At 65.7% G+C, this 25,014-nt stretch carries 23 protein-coding genes; 16 read left to right on the top strand and 7 right to left on the bottom strand.

Going from position 1 to position 25,014, the window contains the following annotated elements; translation table 11 throughout:
* Positions 1-248 precede the first annotated feature (248 nt).
* Positions 249-383 (bottom strand): hypothetical protein, encoded by a 135-nt coding sequence (locus ABG80_RS23800; RefSeq protein ID WP_268760973.1) that lies wholly within the window; start codon positions 381-383, stop codon positions 249-251.
* Between the two features lie 171 nt (positions 384-554).
* Between ABG80_RS23800 and ABG80_RS12425 the strand changes: the two genes are divergently transcribed.
* Positions 555-1,967 carry a replication-associated recombination protein A gene (locus tag ABG80_RS12425; RefSeq protein WP_083506055.1) on the top strand — a complete coding sequence of 471 codons (1,413 nt, stop codon included), beginning with the start codon at positions 555-557 and terminating at the stop codon, positions 1,965-1,967.
* Here the strand turns inward: ABG80_RS12425 and icmH are convergent, their stop codons facing one another.
* The 3 genes from icmH to tssJ are packed head-to-tail and all read right to left on the bottom strand — an operon-like array spanning position 1,968 to position 4,902.
* Positions 1,968-2,774 (bottom strand): type IVB secretion system protein IcmH/DotU, encoded by an 807-nt coding sequence (icmH, locus tag ABG80_RS12420; RefSeq protein WP_058087938.1) that lies wholly within the window; start codon positions 2,772-2,774, stop codon positions 1,968-1,970. It lies immediately after the preceding gene.
* Positions 2,775-2,784: 10 nt separating this feature from the next.
* Positions 2,785-4,140: a type VI secretion system baseplate subunit TssK gene (gene tssK / locus ABG80_RS12415; RefSeq protein ID WP_058087937.1), complete on the bottom strand. Its 1,356-nt coding sequence runs from the start codon at positions 4,138-4,140 to the stop codon at positions 2,785-2,787.
* 51 nt (positions 4,141-4,191) lie between these two features.
* The gene (tssJ, locus tag ABG80_RS12410) at positions 4,192-4,902 is read right to left on the bottom strand and encodes a type VI secretion system lipoprotein TssJ (protein ID WP_058087936.1); all 711 of its coding nucleotides are present in this window, start codon (positions 4,900-4,902) and stop codon (positions 4,192-4,194) included.
* 323 nt (positions 4,903-5,225) lie between these two features.
* Here tssJ and ABG80_RS23795 point away from each other — a divergent pair, with 323 nt between their 5' ends.
* The 8 genes from ABG80_RS23795 to tssH all read left to right on the top strand — a co-directional run bounded on the left by ABG80_RS23795 (position 5,226) and on the right by tssH (position 15,004).
* Positions 5,226-5,924 carry a tetratricopeptide repeat protein gene (locus tag ABG80_RS23795; RefSeq protein ID WP_058087935.1) on the top strand — a complete coding sequence of 233 codons (699 nt, stop codon included), beginning with the start codon at positions 5,226-5,228 and terminating at the stop codon, positions 5,922-5,924.
* A gap of 23 nt (positions 5,925-5,947) precedes the next feature.
* The gene (gene tssB, locus ABG80_RS12400) at positions 5,948-6,466 is read left to right on the top strand and encodes a type VI secretion system contractile sheath small subunit (protein WP_058087934.1); all 519 of its coding nucleotides are present in this window, start codon (positions 5,948-5,950) and stop codon (positions 6,464-6,466) included.
* A gap of 4 nt (positions 6,467-6,470) precedes the next feature.
* Positions 6,471-7,958 (top strand): type VI secretion system contractile sheath large subunit, encoded by a 1,488-nt coding sequence (gene tssC, locus ABG80_RS12395; RefSeq protein ID WP_058087933.1) that lies wholly within the window; start codon positions 6,471-6,473, stop codon positions 7,956-7,958.
* Positions 7,959-8,031: 73 nt separating this feature from the next.
* Positions 8,032-8,568: an Hcp family type VI secretion system effector gene (locus ABG80_RS12390; RefSeq protein ID WP_058087932.1), complete on the top strand. Its 537-nt coding sequence runs from the start codon at positions 8,032-8,034 to the stop codon at positions 8,566-8,568.
* An 80-nt stretch (positions 8,569-8,648) separates the two neighbouring features.
* Positions 8,649-9,158 carry a type VI secretion system baseplate subunit TssE gene (gene tssE / locus ABG80_RS12385; protein WP_058087931.1) on the top strand — a complete coding sequence of 170 codons (510 nt, stop codon included), beginning with the start codon at positions 8,649-8,651 and terminating at the stop codon, positions 9,156-9,158.
* 18 nt (positions 9,159-9,176) lie between these two features.
* The gene (tssF, locus tag ABG80_RS12380; protein WP_058087930.1) at positions 9,177-11,153 is read left to right on the top strand and encodes a type VI secretion system baseplate subunit TssF; all 1,977 of its coding nucleotides are present in this window, start codon (positions 9,177-9,179) and stop codon (positions 11,151-11,153) included.
* An 8-nt stretch (positions 11,154-11,161) separates the two neighbouring features.
* Positions 11,162-12,271, top strand: a complete 1,110-nt coding sequence (gene tssG / locus ABG80_RS12375; RefSeq protein ID WP_083506053.1) for a type VI secretion system baseplate subunit TssG — start codon at positions 11,162-11,164, stop codon at positions 12,269-12,271.
* 39 nt (positions 12,272-12,310) lie between these two features.
* Positions 12,311-15,004 (top strand): type VI secretion system ATPase TssH, encoded by a 2,694-nt coding sequence (gene tssH, locus ABG80_RS12370; RefSeq protein WP_058087929.1) that lies wholly within the window; start codon positions 12,311-12,313, stop codon positions 15,002-15,004.
* A gap of 26 nt (positions 15,005-15,030) precedes the next feature.
* Here the strand turns inward: tssH and ABG80_RS12365 are convergent, their stop codons facing one another.
* Positions 15,031-15,264, bottom strand: coding sequence for an oxidoreductase-like domain-containing protein (locus tag ABG80_RS12365; RefSeq protein WP_058087928.1), 234 nt, complete (start codon positions 15,262-15,264; stop codon positions 15,031-15,033).
* Positions 15,265-15,469: 205 nt separating this feature from the next.
* Here ABG80_RS12365 and ABG80_RS12360 point away from each other — a divergent pair, with 205 nt between their 5' ends.
* The 4 genes from ABG80_RS12360 (at position 15,470) to ABG80_RS12345 (ending at position 19,656) form a co-directional block, all read left to right on the top strand.
* Positions 15,470-16,201 carry a hypothetical protein gene (locus ABG80_RS12360; protein ID WP_058087927.1) on the top strand — a complete coding sequence of 244 codons (732 nt, stop codon included), beginning with the start codon at positions 15,470-15,472 and terminating at the stop codon, positions 16,199-16,201.
* 10 nt (positions 16,202-16,211) lie between these two features.
* Entirely contained in the window at positions 16,212-16,934 is a 723-nt protein-coding gene (locus ABG80_RS12355; RefSeq protein WP_058087926.1) for a hypothetical protein, read from the top strand.
* Between the two features lie 191 nt (positions 16,935-17,125).
* Positions 17,126-18,418, top strand: a complete 1,293-nt coding sequence (locus ABG80_RS12350) for a GGDEF domain-containing protein (RefSeq protein WP_152987611.1) — start codon at positions 17,126-17,128, stop codon at positions 18,416-18,418.
* Between the two features lie 26 nt (positions 18,419-18,444).
* The gene (locus tag ABG80_RS12345; RefSeq protein WP_152987610.1) at positions 18,445-19,656 is read left to right on the top strand and encodes a GGDEF domain-containing protein; all 1,212 of its coding nucleotides are present in this window, start codon (positions 18,445-18,447) and stop codon (positions 19,654-19,656) included.
* 56 nt (positions 19,657-19,712) lie between these two features.
* On the opposite strand, the gene ABG80_RS12340 is transcribed toward ABG80_RS12345, so the two are convergent.
* A complete protein-coding gene (locus tag ABG80_RS12340; RefSeq protein WP_058087923.1) occupies positions 19,713-20,273 on the bottom strand; it encodes a PadR family transcriptional regulator in 561 nt (186 codons plus the stop codon).
* Between the two features lie 166 nt (positions 20,274-20,439).
* Here ABG80_RS12340 and ABG80_RS12335 point away from each other — a divergent pair, with 166 nt between their 5' ends.
* The 3 genes from ABG80_RS12335 to ABG80_RS12325 all read left to right on the top strand — a co-directional run bounded on the left by ABG80_RS12335 (position 20,440) and on the right by ABG80_RS12325 (position 23,902).
* The gene (locus ABG80_RS12335) at positions 20,440-22,464 is read left to right on the top strand and encodes an NADPH-dependent 2,4-dienoyl-CoA reductase (RefSeq protein WP_058087922.1); all 2,025 of its coding nucleotides are present in this window, start codon (positions 20,440-20,442) and stop codon (positions 22,462-22,464) included.
* Between the two features lie 113 nt (positions 22,465-22,577).
* Positions 22,578-23,015, top strand: a complete 438-nt coding sequence (locus ABG80_RS12330; RefSeq protein ID WP_058087921.1) for a nuclear transport factor 2 family protein — start codon at positions 22,578-22,580, stop codon at positions 23,013-23,015.
* Between the two features lie 56 nt (positions 23,016-23,071).
* Complete coding sequence (locus tag ABG80_RS12325; protein ID WP_058088175.1) at positions 23,072-23,902, top strand: crotonase/enoyl-CoA hydratase family protein; 831 nt, start codon at positions 23,072-23,074, stop codon at positions 23,900-23,902.
* Here ABG80_RS12325 and ABG80_RS12320 read toward each other — a convergent pair.
* Positions 23,892-24,968 (bottom strand): AraC family transcriptional regulator, encoded by a 1,077-nt coding sequence (locus ABG80_RS12320; RefSeq protein WP_160322534.1) that lies wholly within the window; start codon positions 24,966-24,968, stop codon positions 23,892-23,894. The two genes, ABG80_RS12325 and ABG80_RS12320, sit on opposite strands and share 11 nt — an antisense overlap.
* Positions 24,969-25,014 lie beyond the last annotated feature (46 nt).

Here is a 25,014-nt window from a genome sequence, read left to right as displayed (position 1 = left end):
AGTCGGTCAAAGCGACGGCATCGCCGCCAACCGAAACTCAAGACACGACAGGGGCGCTCTGGTGTGTCCTTGCGGATGAGAGAGCGCCGTCCTCGCTTCAGTTGACTGTGTTGCGCTGTGGGCGCAAGCCAACTGGCTTGAAAGAGGTCAGAGGGGATGAACGAACTGCCGAGCCAAGAAAAAATCAGGTCCCGGCTGTTGTTCCGGGCTCCTCGGGTTTCCCCGGTATCGGCAAGTCGCGGATCTTCTTACATCAAGGCCGATTTGTCAAGCGTCGCCGCAGAGCGCGCCATGGACAGCTCGATGGTCTGATGGCGGCCACGCAAGGCCAGGTCGATGGCGACGGGAACGGCCACCAGGGCCAGCAGGGTCAATGTCAACATGGGGCACCTCAGCATTGCTCGTTGTGGGTTCAGGTCCTGCCGACCTGAACGAGCGCCGGGAATGCCGAGCATGCGCCTGACGCACCCGGTCCAAATCGGTGTTTACCTTCATCAAACCGTCACATCTCTGCCTTTTGCCTGCGCTCGTGGTCACGCGCGACAATTGCGCTCATGCAAGACTCTTTGTCTCTGGACTTTCCCGAACCAACGCCGTCCTCGGTGGCTGAGAGCGCATTGGCGGGGCGTGGCCAGGCCTCCCCCCATGCCCCGCTGGCTGAGCGCCTGCGTCCTCGCTCGCTGGCCGACGTGATCGGGCAGGACCACCTGCTTGGCGAGGGGCAGCCCCTGCGGGTTGCCTTCGAGTCGGGTCAGCCTCACTCCATGATCCTCTGGGGCCCACCAGGTGTTGGCAAGACCACCTTGGCCCGGTTGATGGCGGGCACGGTCGAGGCCCAGTTCATCGCGATTTCGGCGGTGCTCGGAGGTGTCAAGGACATCCGCGAGGCGGTCGAGCAGGCTCAGGCCGCACTGCGAAGCGGGCGGCGAACCATCGTTTTTGTCGACGAGGTGCACCGATTCAACAAAGCTCAGCAAGATGCTTTCTTGCCGCATGTCGAGTCGGGGTTGTTCACCTTCATCGGTGCCACGACCGAGAACCCGTCTTTCGAGGTCAACGCCGCGCTGCTGTCCCGCGCCACCGTGCACGTGTTGCGCGCCATGGACCACGAAGCCATGGCGCAGCTGCTGGAGAAGGGGCGCGAGGCGCTGTCGGGTCCTTCGTTGACCGCAGCCGCGCGCGATCGCCTCATTGCTTACGCAGATGGTGACGCACGTCGCGTGCTCAACACCTATGAAGCCTTGTGCGGCATGCTCAAGGGGCGAGACGTGCTGGACGAGCCGGAACTGGAGCGAGCCCTGGGCGAACAGCTGCGTCGCTACGACAAGGGGGGGGATCAGTTCTACGACACCATCTCGGCGCTGCACAAATCGGTGCGGGGTTCGGACCCCGATGCAGCGCTGTACTGGTTCGTGCGCATGGTTGACGGTGGGGTGGACCCACGCTACATCGCTCGGCGCCTGGTGCGCATGGCCAGCGAAGACATTGGCCTGGCGGATCCGCGAGCCCTGCGCATGGCGTTGGATGCTTCGGAAACCTATGAGCGACTGGGCTCGCCCGAAGGTGAACTGACGCTGGCCCAATGCGTGATTTACCTGGCCGTTGCGCCCAAGAGCAACGCCGCCTACGTGGCCTACAAGGCGGTGCGTGCCTGGGTCAAGCAAGACACCACGCGGCCGGTGCCCATGCACCTGCGCAATGCCCCCACCAAGCTGATGAAGCAACTCGGCCATGGCGATGGATACCGCTACGCTCACGACGAGCCTGAGGCGGTGGCGGCAGGTGAGCGCTACTTCCCGGATGGCATGTCGCCGCAGGCTTTCTACCAGCCCGTGCCGCGTGGCCTGGAGATCAAAATCGGTGAGCGGGTCAGGCACCTGCGCCAGCTCGCCGGTGACGCACGCGCACCGGACGTTGCCAGCGAGCCGGGAGGCCCCGACGCACCGGGCCTGCCAGACGCAGACTGATCAGGGCAGGGTGATGGTGATGTGCGCCGACTGCGGGGCCAGTTGCACGATGTGATGGTGGGCGCCCAAGGTTGCCTGGGTGTGTTCCGAGAGCTGCCAGCGCAAGCCGATGAAAGCCAGGGCAGCCATCAGGCCGAACAGCGAGGCGATGGCCCAGAGAGGCACCTGGTGACGCAGTTGGTGTCGCACGCGATCGGGCGCGGCCCAATGGGGAGCGAACCCTGCCGAGTTGCCGCGCATGCGAGCGATCTCGTCACCCAGCCTGGCGGTCAGGTAGCCCAGCTTTTCGCTGCCTTCGATCAGGTACTTGCCTTGGAAGCCCAGCAGCAGGCACATCTGGTAGACCTCCATCACCTGCAGGCGTGCCGCGCCTTGCTGGCGCATGTCGTCCAGCTTGAGGAAGAACTGCTCACCCGCCAGTTGGTCGCCAAAGAACTGCACCTGCAGGGGCAAGCGTTGCCAACTTTCACGCACCTTGAACGAGGACATCAGCACGGCCTCATCCACCGTGGCGCAGAAAGCGTACTTGCAGGCGTAGATGTCTTCAGCAGAGGCGCCGAGTTTGCCCGCGCCCCGCTCGAACTGGGTCAGGAACTGCTTGATACGATCGCGGAAGAGCTCGGCGTCCGTCGGTGCGTGTTTGCCCTTGAGCAAAAACAGCAGGTAGAAGCCGTCGTACATCAGGTCGAGCAGGCGCGAGGACGCGGTCGCCGCCGAGGACTGCGCGCTGGCTGCACCCTGATTTGGCGTGCCTTGCGGCGGCTGGCTGCTGCCGAACAAGCTGGGCGGATGAACGGATGCACTCATGGGAAGGGGCTCAGGCGTTGATCGCCACCAGCTCCAGGGTCAGGTCCTGGATGCCAGTCGGCGTGTAGAGGGTCAGCGACTGGGCCTGCAGCATGCGCTCGTACAGCGCGCCACGAGGCTCCAGCGAAAAATAGTAGTTGCCAGGACGAACCGGCACCGCGGCGGGCACCTGTGGCACGTGGGTCAGGCGCACGCCGGGCATGGCCGACAGCACGAGCTTGTCCACGTCGTCCGGTGCGCCCACCTTGAAGCGCTGGGGCACGATCTCCACCAGCTCTGCCGGGGGCATCGATGCGCTGACACCCAGGTAGAACTGGGTGCCGGGGGTGATTTGCTCGGAATCCAGGCGGCCACGGTGAAAAGACGGTGCGGCCTCGTGCAGGGAGATGGCGAAACTGCGCGTGGAGATCACCGTTTCGAGCAACTCGCGGATGACTTGATCGAGTTTGACAAAGGCCTGGCCGGGCTGAGCGTGGTCGTAGGTTGGCAGGTCGGCCAGGGTGAAGCTGCGTGAGAACGTCATCAAGGAGCCCGCCAGCTCCAAGAGCCGCTCGAACAGGCGCTCGGGGTGAAAGCCCGGGTTGCGGGCGAGGTGGGTCAGGCCCGCGAGCGCGGTGCTGGCCGTGTGAAGCAGCCAGAACGAGGCGATGTCACCCGATCTGAACTCGATGACGTGTTTGCTGGGCTCGCGGTGCATGCCGTACAGGGCGTCGACCTTGGCTTGCAGCGCGTCCATGAGCCTGCGCAGGTGCAGGGTCAACATGGGCGATGCCTGGATGTGCAGCGAAGGTGGCATGAAGCGACCGTCGAGCTCGAAGCTGCCGGCGGACGTTCGACGCAGTCGCACCAGCGGCAGGCTCACCAGGTGGTCGCGAGCGCTGGTGTCCGGCAGCAACTTGGTCGAGCGACGCAGCGTCATCAACTCGGCGCTGACCGCGTCGGTGTAGCGGTCGGCGACTTGAACCGGTGCACGGTGGTAGCGAACGGCCGTGTCAGCTTCTTGCTGGGTGGCGGCCATGTTGCTGCCTTGGCTGCGCAGCGCTGCTGTGGCCAGGTGAAACGTCACGGTGCTGCCGTCCTGGGCCGATGGCAGCGAGCCCAGCACCACTGGGGGAGGCAATTCGTCCTCGGAGGGAGCATGGATCATGTCGCCGTCGGGCATCACAACCTGCAACTCCAGGACGCGCAGCACGCCCGTTTGCAGTGCATCCAAGTCGAGCTTGAGGTGGCGCACACCCCAGGCATGCGGGTGCAGGGAGCGGCTGGCCTGCGTCAGGCGCCACTCGTGGTAGGCGTCTTGCTGCTGGAAGTGTTGCGGCCTCAGGAACAGGCCTTCTCCCCACAGGACTTTGGGTGACTGGATCAAGTGCTTACCTCCGGAAATGGCATGTGTTGGCGGCAGGTTGGCTGGACGGCGTCATGCACCGGGGCACGCGACCGATGCAGACCGCACACGCTCGCTTGACACGCCAACGGCTTGGCCTGTGTGCACGGTCATGGCGCAGGCGTGCAAGCCCACTTCAATGCCTGTGATCTCGGCCTGGTTGGCTGGGAAGGCGTATCTCCAGCGGCCTGCCGCCGGTTGGCGATAAAGGGCCACGATGCCAACGTGAGCGATGTCGCGTGGCAGCTTGTCCGTGGCTTCGTGACGTTGCCCTGGCACCAGTTGCACTTCGCGCACGGACACCAGGTCGTCGCCCAGGCGCTCCTTTTCGAGAGCCGGGTCACCGAACGTGTCGGCTGGCGCCTGCAAGAAACTGTCGGGTGCTCGAAGTCGGTAGACGCGGACCAGCAATGACAGGGACTGTCCGTCTGGCAAGGTGTTGAGCGATGGGCTGGCGTGCAGGCGCCACGTGATGCGGCGGTCGGGCAGGGCGCTGTCCGGCACCTCGGGCTTTTTCAAGCCGGTCAACTCAAGTGCCTTGTCGCCCGCTTTCTCGAGCCAGCTGCTCACGCCTGACGCCTCGGTGGCCGATGGCGGCAAGCGCCCGGGCGCAGTGCCGCAAGCACCGAGCGATAGCAACAAGCAGGCCATGCAGACGCTGCGTGCGGTGGTGCTCAGAGCCAGTCGCTCATCGCGGCGAACCCCTGATCGGCATTGACGATGCTTGCGCTGCAGGTGGCGCATGGGGTCCTTCCCTTTTGATCCCTTGGATGTGTGCGGTCGATGTTGGCGCCGCTTTTGGGCGTGCAGTGTACGGATCAGGAAAGGTGTTCTGTGCCGCATCCCCCCAGCAGAGGGGAGGTGGACATGAAACCAGTTGAAAGAGTCTGTAAATCACCCCCGAAAGAGGGCTGGAGGCCTCCGCGAATTCGGCTCTAATCCGCCGCAATGACGGCCGATCGCCCCGATGGCACGGCGTCACAACACAGATCCAAACAGGGAGCATCAGATTGAGCAGGACGGGCCAAGGCCGTCGGCTTAGCGCCGCGGTTTTCATGGGTGTCAGTGTGGCTTTTTTGGCCACCTTGCAGGGTTGTGCCAGCGTGGGTTCGAAGGACCCTCAGGTCGAGAAGCGACTGGTTCAGGAGAAGCTGGACGAAAGCCTCAGCGCGGCCGACAAGGCCCAGAAGCAGGGTCAAACCGACCAGGCGCTGCAACTGCTGGACGAGGCCACTCGAATTGACCCGGCCGCCAAGCAACCCTGGTTGCGCAAGGCGCAGATCCACTTCGAGGCCCGGCAGTACGGTCCTGCCATCACGCAGGCGCACGAGGCCTTGCAACGCGACGTGAACGACCTCACCGCTCAGAGCATCCTGGCGGTCAGCGGCTTGCGCGTGAGTGCTTCGGCGCTGGATCAGCTTCGCAAAGCCAACGAGGTCACCGGCTCCACGCGCAGCGAGGCCGAAAGCGTGGCGCGCGTCATTCACCAAGCATTGGGTGAGCCCATCTTGCTGGCACCCACGGCTTCAGGGCCTGCCGCCTCGGCCGAGCCTGCCCCTCGGCGCAGCGGCCGGAGTGCTCCTCGGCCTCCGGTGAGCCCTGCTGCGCGCCCAACGAATGGCGCAGCGCCTGCAGTGGCACCCGCGCTGGCAGCGCCGGCAAAGGCGCCGGCAACGCAAGCTCCCACTGTTTCCAAGCCCGCTCCGGCGGCCCGTCCCGCGCCGGCGCCAGCCGGTCGGAACAACCCCTTTGGGGCACTGCAGTAAATCCACCTTCAAGGAGTCCGGCCATGGCCAAGAAAGACAGCGTTCAACAGCGACTCGGTCGCGTGCGTCCACCGCGTGTGCAACTCACTTACGACGTCGAGGTGGGTGATGCCATCGAGCAAAAGGAAATCCCTTTTGTGGTCGGCGTGATGGGTGACTTCACCGGCCAAGCTGATCCGGACAAGCCTTTGCCCAAGCTCAAGGACCGTGCCTTTGTCCAGGTGGACATGGACAACTTCGACGAGGTCATGGCCGGCATGTCGCCACGTGCCAGCTTCCGCGTGCCCAACAAGCTCGCGGGTGAAGGCGAGTTCGGTGTCAACCTGCAGTTCAACAGCATGGATGACTTCCGCCCCGAGTCGGTGGTCCAACAGGTTGACCCGCTTCGCAAACTGCTCGAAGCCCGCACCAAGCTCTCCGACCTGCGCAACAAGCTGGCTGGCAATGAAAAGCTCGAAGACGCGCTGGCCGAGGTCCTGAGCAACACCGAGCAACGTCAGCGCATCGAAGCCGAGGCCGCCCAAGGCCAGGACAAGGAGTGACCCCATGAGCGCCCAACTGCAACCCCAAGGCCAGCCGCAAGCCGCCTCCACCGAAGGCCTCGGCCTGCTCGATGACATCGTCGCTCGCAGCAAGGTCGCCAAGACCGATGTCGAGCACGCCCGTGCCAAGGACATCATTGGCGAGCTGGTGCGCGAGGTCATGGCCGGCACGGTCACCATCTCCGACAACCTGTCGGCCAGCATTGACGCCCGCATCGCCGAGATCGATCGCCTCATCTCGACGCAGCTCAGCGCCGTGATGCACGCGCCTGAGTTCCAGAAGCTCGAATCGACCTGGACGGGCTTGCAGTACCTGTGCAAGCAAACATCGACCGGCGAGCGCCTGAAGATCAAGCTGCTCAATGCCACCAAGAAGGACATGGTCAAGGACTTCAAGACCGCCATCGACTTCGACCAATCGGCGTTGTTCAAGAAGGTCTACGAAGAAGAGTTCGGCACCTTCGGCGGCGCACCCTTTGGTGCCCTCATCGGTGACTACGAAATCGGCCGTGGTGCCGAAGACATGTACTTCGTCGAACAGATGTCGCATGTGGCGGCCGCCGCCCATGCGCCCTTCATCTCTTCGGCCTCGTCTGAACTGTTCGGGCTTGAATCGTTCACCGAGTTGGGCCGCCCCCGCGACCTGGCCAAGGTGTTCGACACGGTTGACTATGCCAAGTGGAAGTCTTTCCGTGAGTCGGAAGACTCGCGTTATGTCGGCTTGACCGTGCCCCGTTTCCTGGGCCGTCTGCCCTATGACCCGAAGGAAGGCACCAGCACCGAAGGCTTCAACTTTGTCGAAGAGGTGGATGGCAGCGATCACAGCCGCTACCTGTGGGTCAACACGGCCTACGCCATGGGTGCTCGCCTGACCGATGCCTTCGAGCATTACGGCTGGTGCGCTGCCATCCGTGGTGTCGAAGGTGGCGGCCTGGTCGAGGACCTGCCGACCCACACCTTCAAGACCGACGACGGTGAGCTGGCCCTGAAGTGCCCGACCGAAGTGGCCATCACCGATCGCCGTGAGAAGGAGCTCAGCGACCTGGGCTTCATCCCCCTGGTCCATTGCAAGAACACCGACTACGCCGCCTTCTTTGGCGCGCAGTCCGCCCAGAAGGCGCGCAAGTACGACAGCGATGCTGCGAATGCCAACGCCACGCTGTCTGCTCAACTCCAGTACATGTTCGCGGTCTGCCGCATCGCGCACTACATGAAGGCCATGATGCGCGACAAGGTCGGCAGCTTTGCCAACACCCTGGACGTCGAGCGCTACCTGCACAACTGGCTGATGCAGTACGTGGTGGACGCGCAGGATGCCTCCCAGGAGATCCGCGCACAAAAACCCCTGCGTGAAGCCAGTGTCGAAGTCAGCGAAGTCCCTGGTCGTCCGGGTTCGTACCGCGCCGTTGCTTTCGTGCGGCCGCATTACCAACTTGACGAACTGTCGGTTTCGCTGCGGCTGGTCGCCGAGCTGCCGGAAGGCTCGAAGTGACCGGTTTCACCATGCCGTCTCGCGCGTCAATCTGACGCAGTGAGCCGGTTCATCAACTCAGGAGTGAGAAAAAATGAAAGACATCTACGTCAAGTTCGGCAAGCCTCTGAACGGCAAGGAAATCAAGGGCGAGTCCCGCGATGCCGGCGCCGGCACGCAGCACGCCGCGCCCTGGTTCGAAGCGATCAGCTGGAACCACGTCATTCGCCAACCCAAGTCGGCCACGGCTTCGACCGCTGGCGGCCACACCGCAGAGCGTTGCGAGCATGGCGAAATGATCTTCACCAAGGACCTGGACCTGGTCAGCCCCCAACTGTGGGAAGCTTGCTCGGCCGGTACCCTGTACGACGACGTGGAAATCCACTTCATGCGCGCCAACGGCACGAATGACCGCGTCCTGTACCTCAAGATCAAGCTCAAGAAGGTGCTGATCTCGCAAGTGCTGCCCCAGGTCGAATCCGAAGGCCTGCCGACCGAATCGTTCGGCCTGCGCTACTCCGCCGTCGAGTGGACCTACACCCAGCAAACCATGGACGGCAAGTCCAAGCCGGGTCAAGTCGCTGCCTGGAGCCTGGCCACCAACAAGGCTGCCTTCGACGCTCCGAACTGATGAGCGAACGCCGGCATCCTCAACGGATGCCTGCATCAGGCGGGGCCGAGCGCCCCGCCTTTTCTTGAGACCTGTGCACCATGTCCAGCGCGCTTCGCATTCGCCGCGGGCTCTTTGACCGCCTGCTGGCCACCGACCCGGAGGCTCCCGAAGGCCTGATCCAGACCTGTTCGGTTGAGCAGTTGCGTGACACCGTTGCGCGCGACCTGGAGCGCCTGCTCAATGCCCGATCCGCGTTGCTGTCGACCGACCCCCAGTGGCCGGCCCTGGGCCCCCAAGCCCGTGCGTCGGTGATGTGTTTTGGTGTGCCCGATTTCGCTGGCCGCGTTCTCGCCAGTTCAGAGGACCAGCGTTTCATCGCCGTCGGTCTGGCCAAGGCCATCGAAGCCCATGAGCCCCGCCTCAGGCAGGTCGCGGTCGACTTCCGGCAGGACGATGCCCCCGGCCGTGCCCTCCAGTTCACCATCCGCGCCACCCTGGTGGTGCGCCCGGCTCGCGAGAGCGTCAGCTTCGACGCGGTGCTGATGCCTTCGATGTCTCGCTACCAGGTCACGCAGGCGCGTTTTGCCTCAGCGGGCCAGCGCCTCTGAGTCGAAACCAGGCAGTTCATGGACGACCTCCTTCCCCATTACGAACGTGAGTTGGCCTTCCTGCGCACGCGCGCCGGTGACTTCGCGAAGCAGTACCCCAAGATCGCAGGGCGCCTTCAGCTCAGTGGCGACGTGGGCGATGACCCCCATGTCGAGCGACTCATCGAGGCATTCGCCTTCTTGTCGGCGCGCATCCACAAACGCCTGGATGACGATTTCCCGCTGTTCACCGAGGCCTTGCTGGAGGTCCTGTATCCGCATTACCTGAGGCCTTTCCCGTCCTGCGCCATCGCACGATTCGACCTGGGTGCGCAGGCGACGCAAATGAGCAAGGCCGTCTCTGTGCCACGCGGCACGAGCCTGAGCAGCCGCCCCGTCAAAGGCGTGACCTGCCGCTTTCGCACCACGGCCGATGTGCAGCTCTTGCCCCTGGAGGTCACGGAGGTCAGCCACCGCCACACGGTGCAGGCCCCGACGGGCACCAGCGTGCCACCAGGGGTCACGTCGGTGTTGTCCATCACCCTGCTCAAACGCTCGCCCCAGGTGAGCTGGGGGACGCTGCTCTGCAGGCCCTGGCGGGTGCACCTGGACGGCGAATCGTCCCAAGTCAGTGTCTTGCGCGAGGCCCTGTGTCGGCGCACGCGGGCCGTGCGATTTGCCTGGCAGCCTCACCAACCCTGGCAAGCACCTGCGTTGTCGACAGCCCTTCCACAGCCGGCGGGTTTCGGTGACGACGAAGCCTTGATCGATTGGGACGAGCGCGCACACCCGGCCTACCGACTGCTGGCGGAGTACTTTGGTTTTGCCGACAAGTTCAATTTCGTCGACATGCCGGCGCTGTGCTCGCCGCGCGGCGTGTCCGGGGTGAGTCACGCTGAGCCGGGGTGCGCGGCCGGCCACGCCCAGGCCCAGGCTCAGGGCATCGATTCTTTGGCTGGCGCAGGCGTTGACGCGGAGCCAGCTCAACTGGTGTGTCACCTGCTGATGGACGGTTTGCGCGCCGATTCCGACGAGGCCAGGCTGCTGGAAACGGTCAACGCGTCCAACATCGTTCTTGGCGCAGTGCCGGTGATCAACCTGTTTCCGCATGCGGCCGACCCGATACGGGTCACGCACAGGCAGGCCGAGTACCCCGTGGTCGTGGACGGGCGTCGCGCTCACGGACACGAGGTTCATTCCTTGCTGCGCGTGCATCGCGTCCGTCAAACGGCGCGCGGCGAGGTCATCGACGAGGTCCGTCCCTTCTTTTCGCTGCAGCACGACGAGCTGCTTGATGCGCTCGATGCGCAAGCTGACGATGTGGCGCAGCCGCACTGCCTGGCCTACTGGCAGATGCGCCGCGACGAGGACCTGGCCGAGCGCAGCCCGGGGCACGAGGTGTCCATCAGTTTTGTCGATGCGAGCCAGAACCCGATGACGCCTGCGGTGGACACCCTGTCGCTCGACGTGATGGCCACCAACCGCGATTTGCCGCACCTGTTGGCGCCCGGCACGGTGGGTGGCGACCTGTTCATGGAAGGTGGCGGCCCGGCGCGCAGCATCACCCTGTTGCGCAAACCCACGCGCAGCCATCGCATCGAGCGTGGCAAGGGCATGTTGTGGCGCCTGGTTTCTCAGCTCTCGCTGAACCACCTGTCCTTGACGGCGGGGGGCATTGACGCCTTGCGCGAGTTGCTGCGCCTCTACGACCTGCCGCACAGCGCCAGCAACCGCCGCCAGATCGATGGCCTGGTTGGCATCGAATTCCAGGCCGACACCGCCTGGATACCGGGCGAGCCGTTTGCCACATTCGTGCGTGGCACGTTGGTGAAGCTGACGGTTGACGAGGACAGTTTTGTGGGCAGCGGTTTGGGCCTGTTCGCCAGCGTCATGGATCGCTTCTTCGGCCTGTACGTGCATGTCAACAGCTACGCGAAGTTGCAGGTGCTGTCCGCACGCTCGGGCGAGGTGTTGCTGACCTGCGCGCCTCGGCACGGTGACCGACAGTTGCTGTGAATTGCGCCATGACTCGCGCCACGCACTCCTCCCGCGCCGCATCGCCGGCCGTGCCGGCCGCACGGTTCAGCGCCCCGATCGATTTGCTCATCGGTGAACCCCATGGCTTTGGCTTCTTTCAGGCCATCCGCCTGCTGGATCGTTGGCTTGGCGATGGGCAGGCTCCGGGCGCGGGGCTGCAGAAGCTGCAGTTTCGCAACTCGGTTTCGCTGAGCTTTCCAGCCAGCGAGATCGAGTCCATGCACGTGAGCTGGCGAGATCCTCAGGCGGTGCATTTGCCTGCCAACGTGGACAAGGTTGACCTGACGCCAGCCTGCATGGGCCTGCTGGGTGTCACGGGAGCCTTGCCACTGTTCTACACGGAGTGGTTGGGGCAGGTGGAGTTGCGGGGGCGTGACCCATCCGCGAGGGCGTTCCTGGACGTGTTCAGTCACCGTTCGGTGGTGTTGTTCTACCAGGCCTGGCGCAAGCACCGCCTGGCGCTTCAATACGAGGTCGACCGGCAGCGTGCGTTCTTGCCCCAGGTGTTGGCCCTGGCCGGCATCGGGCTCAAAGGCTTGCGACAGCGGCTGGAGCCGCAACGCGGCGGTGTTTCCGATGAAGGCCTGGCTTACTTTGCGGGCGCGCTGCAGCAACGCACGCTGCCCGCTCCACAGTTGCAGCGGCTGTTGCAGCGCTACCTTGGCGTGGCGGTAGAGGTTGAGCCCTTCGTGGGGCGCTGGTATCGCATCCCGGATGAGGGGCGAACCCACTTGGGCCTGGGGCTGGCGCACGGTGGCGGCTTGCTCGGGCGCAGCGCCGTGGTGGGCGAGCGCGTCTGGCAGCGCAACCTCCGTGTGCGCCTGACCCTGGGGCCACTGGACCATGCCAGGTTCCGGCGATTTTTGCCCGGTGGGCCCGGCGAGCGGGCCTTGCGTCATTGGCTGGGGCTGCTCCTGGGGCCGTCGCTGGAGTTCGAGGTGCGCTTGTGTTTGCGCCAGGACGACGTGCAGCCCATTTCCCTTTGCGCCGATCGGGCCGACAGCCTGGGGCGCCTGGGTTGGGACACATTCCTGATGAGCCGACCTGCGCATGCCGATCGCGACGACGTTCGCTACGACATCCAGGCAGCAGCCTGACCCCTGTTACCCCATCACATCACAAAAAAAGGCGAGACCATGTCACATCCCCTCGAACTGCTGATCACCAAGCTCAACGACTCGACCCGGCGTGCCGCCGAGCAAGCGGTGGTGCTGTGCAAGCAGCGCGGCCACCACGAGGTGGACATCGAGCACCTGATGCTGGCGCTGTTGGCCCAGCCGGCCAATGACCTGCTGTTGCTGTGCCGCCATGCCGATGTGTCCGTCGATGGCCTGGTGCACGACCTGGAGGCCGAGCTGTCACGCTTCGCCTCGGGCAGCAACCGCCCGCCGGTGTTCTCGGTGCACGTGCCGGTGCTGCTGGAGCAGGCCTGGCTGGTGGCCTCGCTGTCGGCCCCGTCGGCACGCATCCGCAGCGCGCACCTGCTGCTGGCTTGGCTGACCGAGCCCACTCTGTCGCAACTGGCTGTGCGCAGCTCGCGGCGCTTGGCGCAGTTCAACCTGACCGAGCTCAAGCATCGCCTGGCCGAGCTGACAGCTGACTCGCCCGAAGCACCGGTGGCCGCCTCCGCATCAGCCAGCGCCGACGGCGCATCGCCAGCTGACCTGGGTGCCGATGCAGCCCAGGGCCCGGGCCGCACCCCGGCGCTGGATCAGTTCACCACCAACCTCACCGAGCGCGCCCGTCAAGGCCAGCTCGACCCGGTCATCGGTCGGGACACCGAGATCCGCCAGGCCATCGACATCCTGCTGCGCCGCCGACAGAACAACCCCATCCTCACCGGCGAGGCGGGGGTGGGCAAGACGGCCGTGGTCGAAGGCCTGGCCTTGCGCGTGGCCTCGGGCGACGTGCCACCGGCCCTGCAGGGCGTGGCCATCCATGTGCTCGACATGGGGTTGCTGCAGGCAGGGGCGTCGGTCAAGGGCGAGTTCGAGAACCGCCTGAAAAACGTCATCGATGAGGTGCGCAAGAGCCCGCACCCCATCATTTTGTTCATCGACGAGGCGCACACGCTGATCGGTGCCGGTGGCCAGGCAGGCGGTGGTGACGCGGCCAACCTGCTCAAGCCCGCGCTGGCTCGTGGCGAGCTGCGCACCATCGCCGCGACCACCTGGAGCGAGTACAAGCAGTACGTCGAGAAGGACGCGGCCCTGGCGCGGCGTTTCCAGGTCATCAAGGTCGAGGAGCCGAGCGAGGACATCGCTGTAGCGATGCTGCGTGGCATGGCCCCGTTGATGGAAAAGCACTTCGGCGTGCGCCTGCTGGATGAGGCCATCACCGAGGCGGTGCGCCTGTCCTCGCGCTACATCAGTGGTCGCCAACTGCCGGACAAGGCGGTGAGCGTGCTCGACACGGCCTGCGCGCGCGTGGCCCTGGGCCAGAGCGCCACGCCCGCCCGCATCGAAGACACGCGCCGCCGCGTCGAGCAGATCGATGCCGAGGTGGCCGCGCTGCAGCGCGAGGTGGCGGCCCGCATCGAAGGCTCGCCGCAGCGCGGGGTGCGCCTGGATGAGCTGGGCATGGCTCGCCTGGACCTGCAGCACCAGTTGCAAGCCGACGAAGCCCGCTGGTCGCAGGAGCAGCAAGCGGTGCAGGCCATTCTGGCGCTGCGCCGAAAGGGGGAGCAGCAGGCCGGCGGCCTGAGCGAGGACGAAGCTGCCGAACTGAGCCAGCTGCAGGCCGACCTGCGTGCGCTTCAGGGTGAGGCCCCACTGGTGCCAGTGCAGGTCGATGGCCACGTGGTGGCCGACATCGTCAGCGGCTGGACGGGCATTCCGCTGGGCAAGATGGTGCTCAATGAGATCGAGACGGTGCGCCAGCTGCACACCACGCTGCAAGAGCGAGTCATCGGTCAGGACCACGCCCTGGGTGCCATCGCGCAGCGCGTGCGCACCGCCCGAGCAGGCCTGGAAGATCCGAACAAGCCGCGCGGTGTGTTCCTGTTCGTGGGCCCCAGCGGCGTCGGCAAGACCGAAACCGCGCTGGCCCTGGCCGACATCCTCTACGGTGGTGAGCGCAACCTCATCACCATCAACATGAGCGAGTACCAGGAGGCCCACAGCGTCAGCGGCCTCAAGGGCTCGCCCCCGGGCTACGTGGGTTACGGCCAGGGCGGCGTGCTGACCGAGGCCGTGCGCCGCAAGCCCTACAGCGTGGTGCTGCTCGACGAGGTCGAGAAAGCTCACCCGGACGTGCTGGAGATGTTCTTCCAGGTCTTCGACAAGGGCCGCATGGACGATGCCGAAGGCCGCGAAATCGATTTCCGCCAGACGCTCATCATCCTCACGTCCAACGCCGGCTCGCAGCAGATCATGCAGGCCTGCATGCAGCACGACGAGGAGGCCGGTGGCGTGGTGATGAAGTCACCCGAGGCGATGCCCGCCGCCGATGACCTGGCCGAGGGCCTGCGCCCCGTGCTCTACAAGACCTTCAAGCCGGCCTTCATCGGGCGCACCAAGGTGGTTCCGTACTACCCGCTGCACGACAACGTGCTGGCTGAGGTCATCCGCCTCAAGCTCGAACGCATCGCTGCGCGCGTGAAGGCGAATCACCAGGCTGACCTGACCTTCGATGAGTCGCTGATCGACACCGTGCTGGCACGCTGCACCGAGGTCGACACCGGCGCACGCGCGGTCGACCACATCCTCAACGGCAGCATGCTGCCCGAGGTGGCCGATGCGGTGCTGGCGGCGATGGCGGATGGGCGTGCGATCGAGCGCATCCGCGTGGGGGCGAACGAGCAAGGCGAGTTCACCTTCGAGGTGGCCTGATGCGCTTGGGCGATGAGCGTTGATCGTCAGCCCAGCTCGAGGATCAGGAGGGCCTCGTCGCGCCAGTAGGTGGCAGCGGCGTAAAAGCCTTCCCAGACGCAACCATTGCAGCCGCGGCCGCAGCAGGTCGTGGGTGCGGGAGGTGGCTCGCGAAGTGTCATGCTGCGGGCCTGGGCCTCGGCCTGCAGGGCCTGGAAAACCGCCTGGGCCGTGCTCAGTTCGTACAGGGGTTGCGTGAACAGGGGGGCGGGTGTGGCCATGGACGCGATCTTACCGTTCGTCGTCCCGGGTGAGTTCGCGCCAAGGCGGACCTGTCGCCATGGCATAGTCTGATGGCAGTCGTCGCCGTGCGCCGACCGTGCCCAGCTTCACGTGACCGAACCCAGCCCTTCTTCCCCATCCTCGGCGGTTGTTGCCGACTCGGCCTCCCATCCAGGGGGAGGGCTGGTCGAGCCTGCCCAACCCATGCTGGCCGTTTACGGCCATGTCGTGACCTGGCGTCACCTGGTCATCACGGCGGTGCTGCTGTTGTTGCTCATGGCCGTCCTGGCCGCCGGCGTGGCCTGGTGGGCCTGGCACAACCTGGCCGCGCGCGTGGTGCTGCGCGAGCAGCACGCCCTGGTGCGGCTGCCCGAAGAGCTGAGCGTGCAGGCTTCGATCAGCCGCAAAGTGGTGGTTCAGGTCGATCAGGTGCTGCCGGTTCGCGTGCCCATCCAGCAAGACATCAGCGTCCCGCTGCCTGACCCGATCCCGGTGCAGGTCAGCATCGACACCGTGGTGCCGGTGAACCTGTCGGTGCCAGTCAAGCACGTCTTCAAGCTCGACCAGGTCATCGAGGTGGACAGCACGGTGCGCACACGCGTGATGGGCATCTCGCTGAGCCTGCCGGTCAAGGGACAGGTGCCGGTTCGTGCCGACGTGCCCATCGACATCGTTGTGCCGGTCAAGCAGGACTTGCCGGTGGCCCTGACCACTCAGGCGCAGGTCCGCATCACCGAGCCCCTGCGCACGCGCATCGACACGGTGGTCGAGGCCAGGGTGCCCATCCGCGAGTCCTTGGCCCTGCCGATCAGCGAGCCGGTGAACGCGCGCCTGACCTTCCCGCAGAGGCAGGTCGAGGCGGGGCTGGACCTGATGTCGCTCACCGTGCCTTTCGAGTCGGTGTCGCTGGGCCTGCGCAGGCCTGCCAAGCCCTGAGCGCGAAGCGATGGCATCGACCCTGGCGCGTGGTGGCTGGCACCGACCGATCAGCCTGAAGTCCCTGCTGATCGTCGGCGGACTGGTGCTGCTGGTGTGGCTCGCGCTGATGCTGGGCGCGGTCTGGTTTGTCTACACCCAGCTCGATGCGCGCATGGACTTGCACGAGCAGCCGGTGACCTTGCAACTGCCCGCTGGTCTGCAGGCCCAGGCCAGCGTGCAGCGTCCTGTGAGCACCCGGATCGATTTGCGACCCCTGGTGAGCGTGCCCGTTCGCCAACGCTTGCGTGCCCAGATTGAGGATTCTTTGCTGACTCGCACAAGCCTTCAGACGCTGGTGCAGATCGACACCGTGGTGCAGGTCGATCAGGTGGTGCCTGTGCAGACCGAGTTGAGCATGCGGGTGCCCTTGTTCTCGTGGCTGCCCGCTTTCGATGTCAGCTTGCCCGTGACGCTGAACGTGCCATTCAAAGCCAGCGTGCCTGTGCGGGCGCAGGTGCCCGTGAGTTTGGACGCGCTGGTCAGTGGAGAGCTGAAGGCGCCTGTTGAGGTGCCTCTGGAGGCGGTCTTCCAGCTGCGTCCGCATGTGAAGGCAGACCTGCAGGCCCAACTCCACGGACAAATGGATTTCGTGGTGCGAGAAACCATGCCCGCCTTGCCTTTGACCATCGTGCGGGCGCGCCTGCTGGTGCCTTTTGACGTGCCCAGCATCCGCCAGCGGGAACGACCCTGAGCCGCAACCGGCAAGCCGTTGACGCGCTTGTGCCTTGCGTCACTTGCGCCTTGCGTGAAAAAGTGCAGGATGCTGGGGTGGGCTTGCCCCAGGGGCCGCGCAAACACTGGGGCGTTTTCTCATGGGCTGTCGCATGATCGCGTCCAGCCTGTGCCCGGTGTTGTGGGGCAGGGCCGCCGCAGGAGTCGGGTTTGTCGCAAGCAGGTGTCATTCAATCAGAGGGTGGTGTGACGGGGCAACAGCCTCCCGATCGCGCTGCGCTGGTCGAGCAGACCCTGGAGCGGGGTTTCCCGCTGATGGTCTTTCCGCCAGCGCTGGAAGCCTTCTTTCAGCAGGAGTGCGCAGCGGACAGGCTGCGACACGTGACCGCATCCGGTGTGGCGGCGGTGTTGTTGTTTGCCGGCATGCTGGTCAGCGACTGGTGGCTCACGCCGGAGACCCTGGGGCTTTCTGCCGCCCTGCGCCTGGGGGTGTTTGCCCCGGTGGTGCTGGCGGGGCTGTGGACCTTGCGCCTGATCAGGTCTGCTCAGTTGACCGAGTGGGGCATCGCCCTGGCCGGGATGCTGGCGATCTTGCTGACCGGGGTCATCCTTCTCCAGGCCGAGAGCCGATGGGCCCTCTCCAGGGTCGTCGAGCTCAACATCATCGTCGTCTACACCTGCACCTTGGCCCGGTTCTGGCCTGCGATGGCGATGGCCGGCTGGGTTGCGCTGGTCCAGGCCTTCCTGGTGTTCACGTTGCCGGACTTCACGGGTGTGGTCAACATCAACGCGACCTTGCTGGTGTTGGTGGTGATGTCTTTCACGCTGTTTGGCAACTACACGCTGGAGCGCCACGAGCGCTACGCCTTCCTGATGGCACAGCGAGAGCGCGCCCTTCAGGACGCGCTCGAGACCTCCCATGCGCAACTCGCTCACCTGGCCACCACCGATGCCCTGACCGATGTTGCCAACCGCCGTTCGGCCGAGTCGTTCCTGGCGCAGACCTGGGCGCATGCGCAAAAGCGTGACCTGTCGGTGGCGCTTGTTGCCATCGATGTGGACCATTTCAAACGCTACAACGACCACCACGGCCACCAGGCCGGGGACCGCTGCCTGCAGTCGGTGGCCCGGGCGCTGACCAGTTGCTCCCGCCGCGCTGGCGACCTGGTGGCGCGCATGGGCGGCGAGGAGTTCCTGCTGATCATGGTGGACGTGGACCAGCGCACGGCGATGTCGGTGGCCCAGCGGGTGCGCGATGTCGTGCGTGGCCTGGCCGTGCCGCATGGCGCCCCGGGTTGTGGCCCGGTGGTGACGGTCAGCGTGGGCGTGGCCACGGTCAGGCCTGCCCAGGAGGTCGGCCTGGCAGATACCCTGAAGCAGGCCGATGAGGCGCTTTACGCAGCCAAGGGCAGCGGCCGCAACCGCGTTTGCACCCGGCTGGCGGACGGTGAAATGCATTGCCTCGATGAGGCCGGCTTGCTGCCACAGGGGGTTGGATCGTGACGAGTCCTGTGCACCTCGGGTCTGTGTTGAGCGGACTTGGACTGAGCCGCTTTGGGCGTTTGCGGTTCGAGCCTGCCGAAGAGGCCCGTTTTGTTCAGGACAGCAAGGCTGCGCGTCAGACCCACTTCCTGATCAGTGGCATCTTTTCCCTGGTGGCCTTCAACCTGTTTTTGCTCTCGGACTGGATGATGGTGCCCGATCGCTTCGAGCTGGCCTTGCGCTTGCGTTTGGTGGTCTACACACCGGTTGCCTTGTTTTTCCTGGTGGTTTGCTGGCGGTTCCGTGAGTTCGTGCTGGGGCTGCCTGCCGCCGTCACCGAGTGGGTGGCGATGATCGGCGGTGTGTTCGCGGCCTTTTGCCTGGTGACGGTGCTGTTGCTCACCGACAGCCCTTACGCGGGCATGTACCGCTGCGGCTTGCTGCCCATCCTGGTTTTTGGCACCTTGGTGATGCGCTTTCGCTTTCAGCTGGCCGTGGTGTTTTGTGGCTGCATCATTGCCTTGCACCTGCTGACGGTTTGGGGGGCTCAGGGGGCTCCTTCGCCATACCCTGAGCTCGAAGTGCCCATGTTCCTGCTCTTGCTGATGGTCGCGTTCTACACCCTGGCGATGAACTTTCGCACCGAGGCCGAAGAGCGTTTGCGCTTTCAGCGCAAGGAGCGCGCGGCGGCTTTGCGGCGCGAACTCGAGGCCTCGCAAGCCAGGCTGGAGGCTTTGTCCCGCCAGGATGCGCTCACGGGCGTGCCCAACCGACGCCGCTTCGACGAGGTGGCCTGGCAATGCTGGCAGCGCCACCACCAAACGGGCGAGCAATTGGCCGTGATGCTGCTGGATGTCGACCACTTCAAGGCTTTCAACGACCACCATGGGCACCCCGCTGGCGATCAATGCCTGCGCCTGGTGGCCAAGGCCTTGCAGGACACGCTCGCGAGCGGCGACGGCACGCTGGCCCGATGGGGCGGCGAGGAGTTCATCGTGCTCTTGCCGCACACCGACGAGGTGGTCGCCCACCGGGTGGCCGATCGGTTGTTGCAGTCCGTGCGCGCGCTGCAGTTGCGCCACGAGGCCTCGCCCACGCGCGACGTCGTGACGATCAGCGCTGGCGTGTCTTTGGGGCGCCCAGCCATGGACGGGCGAGACCTGTCGACGATGGTGGCGCTCGCCGATCGGGCGCTCTACCAGGCCAAGCACGATGGGCGTGATCGCCTGGTGATGGACCACACGCCCTCGGGCGGCTGAGCGTCAGCTGACCTGGTTCTGCGGTGACATCGAGCGGGCGAGCCCCGCGTGCGCCGTCAACCGCCGACAGGGCGGACCACGGCATCTTCTTTCAGCACCGCCAAGGCTTCCTTGGACCAGGCCAGCCAGCCGGCCTCGTACATGATCCCGGTCTTGAGGATGAGGTGCTGAAGCCTGGCTTCGCGCGACAAGGGCTTGCCAGCCGGGAAGTCCCGGGCCTCGATGGCGCGGTAGGCCGCCAGCTTTTGGGCGTGCAACTGGCCCCGGCGCTCGATCTCGCCCTCCATGCCCAGCGGCCCGATGGCGGCGTCGGCACGCAGCCGGACCATGAGCTCATCGCGCATCTCGACGGGAGGGGCCGGCTCGCGCGCCCAGCGCTTGAGCTCCTCCAGGCCGGCTGGCTGGACCGTGTAGAGCTTCTTGCGGGTGCGTCCGCCGTCCGGGGCGGCCTCGGAGGCGATCCAGCCCGCCGTTTCCATGCGCGCCAGCTCGCGGTAGATCTGCTGGTGCGTGGCCCGCCAGAAGTAGCCGATGGACTTGTCAAAACGGCGGGCGAGGTCGTAGCCTGACGAGGCCTTCTCGGTCAGGGACGTCAGCAGTGCGTGGGCCAGGGACATGCAAACAGTTTAGACGCGACGCATCTAACCATGCAACCAGTTGCATAGCTGGTGCGATTGGTCTAAAGTTGCCCCGCATTCATGCAACTGGTTGCATAGCTGGCCCCATGCCGGCTGGCATCCCGACGTTTTCACCCACCGAAACAGACCGAGCGAGACCCCCACCATGAGCGCCTACCCGCACCTGCTTGCCCCCCTGGACCTGGGCTTCACCACCCTGAAGAACCGCGTGCTGATGGGCTCCATGCACGTTGGCCTGGAAGAGGCCAAGGACGGCTTCGAGCGCATGGCCGCCTTCTACGCCGAGCGCGCTCGCGGTGGCGTGGCCCTGATGGTGACCGGCGGCATCGCCCCCAACGACGACGGCCGTCCCTACCCCGGTGGCGCCCGCCTGGCCACGCTCGAAGAAGCCGAGCAGCACAAGGTGGTGACAAAAGCCGTGCACGACGCTGGCGGCAAGATCGCCCTGCAGATCCTGCACTTCGGCCGCTACGCCTACCACCCCGGCCTGGTCGGCCCCAGCCCCATCAAGGCCCCGATCGCCCCGATGGCCCCGCGTGAGCTGAGCACCGAAGAGGTCAAGCAAACCATCGCCGACTTCGCCAACTGCGCCAAGATGGCCCAGGTCGCCGGCTACGACGGCGTCGAGGTGATGGGCTCCGAGGGCTACCTGATCAACGAATTCATCGCTGCGCGCACCAACCTGCGCACCGATGAATACGGCGGCTCGTACGCCAACCGCATGCGTTTCCCGGTCGAGATCGTGCGCAAGGTGCGCGAGGCCGTGGGCCCGAACTTCATCGTCATCTACCGCCTGTCCATGCTGGACCTGGTCGATGGTGGCTCGTCGTTTGAAGAGGTGATCGAGCTGGCTCAGGCCATCGAGGCCGCCGGTGCGACCATCATCAACACCGGCATCGGCTGGCACGAAGCCCGCATCCCGACCATCGCCACCAGCGTGCCGCGTGCCGCTTTTGCCTGGGTCACCGAAAAGCTCAAGGGCAAGGTCAAGCTGCCGCTGATCACCACCAACCGCATCAACACGCCGGAAGTGGGCGAGCAGATCCTGGCTTCTGGCCAGGCCGACATGGTCTCGATGGCGCGCCCGCTGCTGGCCGACCCGGACTTCGTCAACAAGGCCGCCGCCGGCAAGGCCGACCAGATCAACACCTGCATCGGCTGCAACCAGGCCTGCCTGGACCACACCTTCAGCGGCAAGATCACCTCCTGCCTGGTCAACCCGCGTGCCTGCCACGAGACGATCCTGAAGATCGAGCCGGTGCAAGCTCAGAAGAAGCGCATCGCCGTCGTGGGCGCTGGCCCTGCCGGTCTGGCTTTCGCCACCACCGCCTCGCAGCGCGGCCACAGCGTGACCCTGTTCGACGCCGCCAGCGAGATCGGTGGCCAGTTCAACGTGGCCAAGCAAATCCCCGGCAAGGAAGAGTTCTACGAAACGCTGCGCTACTTCGGCAAGCAGATCGAGCTGACCGGGGTGCAGCTCAAGCTCAACACCCGCGTGGGCGTTGACGAGCTGGCCGCAGGTGGCTTCGACGAGGTCGTGCTGGCCACCGGCGTGAGCCCGCGCACGCCCGCCATCGAAGGCGTGGACCACCCCAAGGTGCTGAGCTACCTCGAAGTGCTGCGCGACAAGAAGCCCGTGGGCAAGCGCGTGGCCGTGATCGGCGCGGGTGGCATCGGCTTCGACGTCTCGGAGTTCCTGACGCACGAAGGCACCAGCCCCAGCATCGACGCCCAGAAGTTCTACGCCGAGTGGGGCATCGACACCAGCTACACCGAGCGCGGTGGCGTCAAGACCCCGCACCTCGACACCCCGCCGCGCCAGGTCTACCTGCTGCAGCGCAAGGCCAGCAAGGTCGGTGACGGCCTGGGCAAGACCACGGGCTGGATCCACCGCACCTCGCTGAAGAACCGCAACGTCGAGATGATCGCTGGCGCCACCTACCGCAAGATCGACGACCAGGGCCTGCACATCACCGTGGGCGCGCAGGAGATGGTGCTGCCGGTCGACAACGTGGTGCTGTGCGCGGGTCAGGAGCCGTTCCGTGAACTGCAGGCCGGCCTGGAGGCCAAGGGCTGCAAGGTGCACCTGATCGGTGGCGCCGACGTGGCCGCCGAGCTGGACGCCAAGCGCGCCATCAAGCAGGGCACCGAGCTGGCTGCGGCGCTCTGAGCGTCCTTGCGGCCTGGCCGCAATCGCTGTTTGCCACCGTCCAGAGGCCGTCCGGGAGACGACTGGGACGTGTGGCGGCAGCCTCCTTGAAACGCATCGAAGGAGCCCACCCGATGAGTGCCCAGATTCCCGCCACGCTCAAACCCGCCGTGCAGGCCTCGCTGCAAACGTGGCACGACATGGTCGCCGCGCGCGACCTGTCGAAGCTGCCCGGCATCCTGCACGACGACGCCTGCTTTCGCTCGCCCATGGCCTTCAAGCCCTACCAAAGCGCGGCCGCCGTCAACCTGATCCTGAGCACCGTGCTGACGGTGTTCCAGGACTTCACCTACCACCGCACCCTGGCCAGCGAAGACGGCCTGAACGTCGTGCTGGAGTTCAGCGCCAAGGTGGGCGACAAGTCGCTCAAGGGCATCGACATGATCGCCTTCGATGAACAGGGACGCATCGTCGACTTCGAAGTCATGGTGCGCCCCTTCAACGGCCTGCAGGCCCTGGGCGCCGAGATGGGCGCCCGCCTGGCCGCCTTCCTGCCGGCCTACAAGGGCTGAACCCCGTCGCATTGCACGCCAACACATCCCTCCCCCAAGGGCACACGGAGACCGCCATGTCCAACGCCACCCCCACGCTCGAAACCATCCGCTTGACCCTGGCCGACAAGGTGGCCACCGTCACGCTCAACCGGCCCGAGAAGGCCAACGCCATGAACTGGCAGGTGTGGCAGGACATCCGCTCGGCCATGCAGTGGGCCGACCGCACGCCCGAGGTGCGCGCCGTGGTGCTGCAAGGCGAAGGCAAGCACTTCACCTCCGGCATCGACCTGACGATGATGATGGGCCTGCAAGCCCAGATCAAGGACGACTGCGACGGCCGCATGCGCGAGAAACTGCGCGAGCTGATCCTCGAGCTGCAAGACACCCTGACCAGCCTGGAGCGCTGCCGCAAGCCGGTGCTGGCCGCCATCCACTCGGGTTGCGTTGGTGGCGGCGTGGACCTGATCAGCTGCGCCGACATGCGCTACTGCTCGGCCGACGCCTACTTCACCATCAAGGAAATCGACATCGGCATGGTGGCCGACGTCGGCACCCTGCAGCGCCTGCCCAAGATCATCGGCAGCCAGGGCCTGGTGCGCGAGCTGGCCTACACCGGTCGCAAGGTCGACGCCGAAGAGGCCCTGCGCATCGGGCTGGTCAACCGCGTGTACGAGTCGCGCGAGGCGCTGCATGCCGGCGTGCACGAGCTGGCCCTGCAGATCGCGGCCAAGTCGCCTCTGTCCATCCGTGGCACCAAGGAAATCCTCAACCACACGCGCGACCACAGCGTCGCCGATGGCCTGCAGTACATGGCCAGCTGGAACGCGGCCATGCTGATGTCGCAAGACCTGATGGCCGCCATGATGGCCTCGATGAGCAAGCAGACGCCGACGTTCAAGGACTGATGGCGTCGGGGCCCGGCTGCGTGTGTGGCGACAGCCCCTGGCGCACCACCAGCGGCGTGAGGCCTGTCCAGCGCCTGACGGCGCGGTGCATGGAGCTGGGCTCGGCGTAGGCGGCTCGCTGCGCGACCTCGCTGAGCGGCAAGTCGGTGTGCCGCAGCTCGTGCAGCACCTGGTCGCGCCGCACGCTTTCCACGAGCTCCGTGAAGCTCAGGGATTGATCGGCCAGCCTGCGCTGCAGCTGCCTGGGTGAAAAGCCCAGGTCGGCTTCGATCTCGGGCGCCACGTCTTCGAGCCTGGGCAGTTGCCCCGATTGCAGGCGGTGGGCGATGTGCTGGCGCAGCACGCTGGCCAGCCTGCTGCCGTCCTGCCCGAGCCTGGCCCACTGCTGGTTGGTGACCGCGCTCATCAAGCGGTGCAGCTGCGGGTCCGCGTGGGGGTTGGGCAGGTTCAACCAGGCCAGAGGCGCCTGCTCGCTGGCCACCGGTGCATCGAAATGCATCGGGCAGCCATACCAGGCCTGCAGCGGGCCGACGTCAGCCGGCGCAGGGCAGGGCAGCCAGACGCCGTCGAGCACCAGGTGCCGCCCTGACACCCAGCGCGCAAATGCCATGCGCGAGGCCATCGCGAACACCCACAGGGCCGTGTCCCTCGGCACTTCGCCCAAGGTGTCGAGCTGGCTGACCAGGCGGTCACCCTGGATGCGGTGCACCGCCCGCAGCTGCGTGCAGACCAGGCTTTGCAGGCGCTCGAACAGGGCCAGGCCGTTCTCGAACGCCTCGCAGCTGATCAGCGTGTAGCCCAGCGGACCCATGTTGGCCGGCCGCACCTGCTGGGCGATCCGCCACGGCGTTTGGGGGTCCTGGCACAACTCGGTGGCGAGGTTCAGGGCTTCGCTCAGGCGGGTGGCAGGCACCCACAACGGGGCTTCAGGCTCGGTGGTGGCCGACTCGGGCAGGCCAAGCGCTCGCAGCACCGGGCTGGCGTCCAGATCCCGGGCGCGCACGTGGTCGGCGACCAGGCGCGCGTAGCTGGCGGCAAAACCCAAGGGGACGGCATCGGCACTCACGGCTCGCATGGTAGTGCACCGCTCGGCTGGGGTGGCTCCTGAGGTC

The sequence above is a fragment of the Aquabacterium parvum genome, assembly GCF_001447195.1.
Taxonomy (GTDB): domain Bacteria; phylum Pseudomonadota; class Gammaproteobacteria; order Burkholderiales; family Burkholderiaceae_C; genus Aquabacterium; species Aquabacterium parvum.
This window is presented reverse-complemented; position numbering and strand designations above follow the sequence as displayed.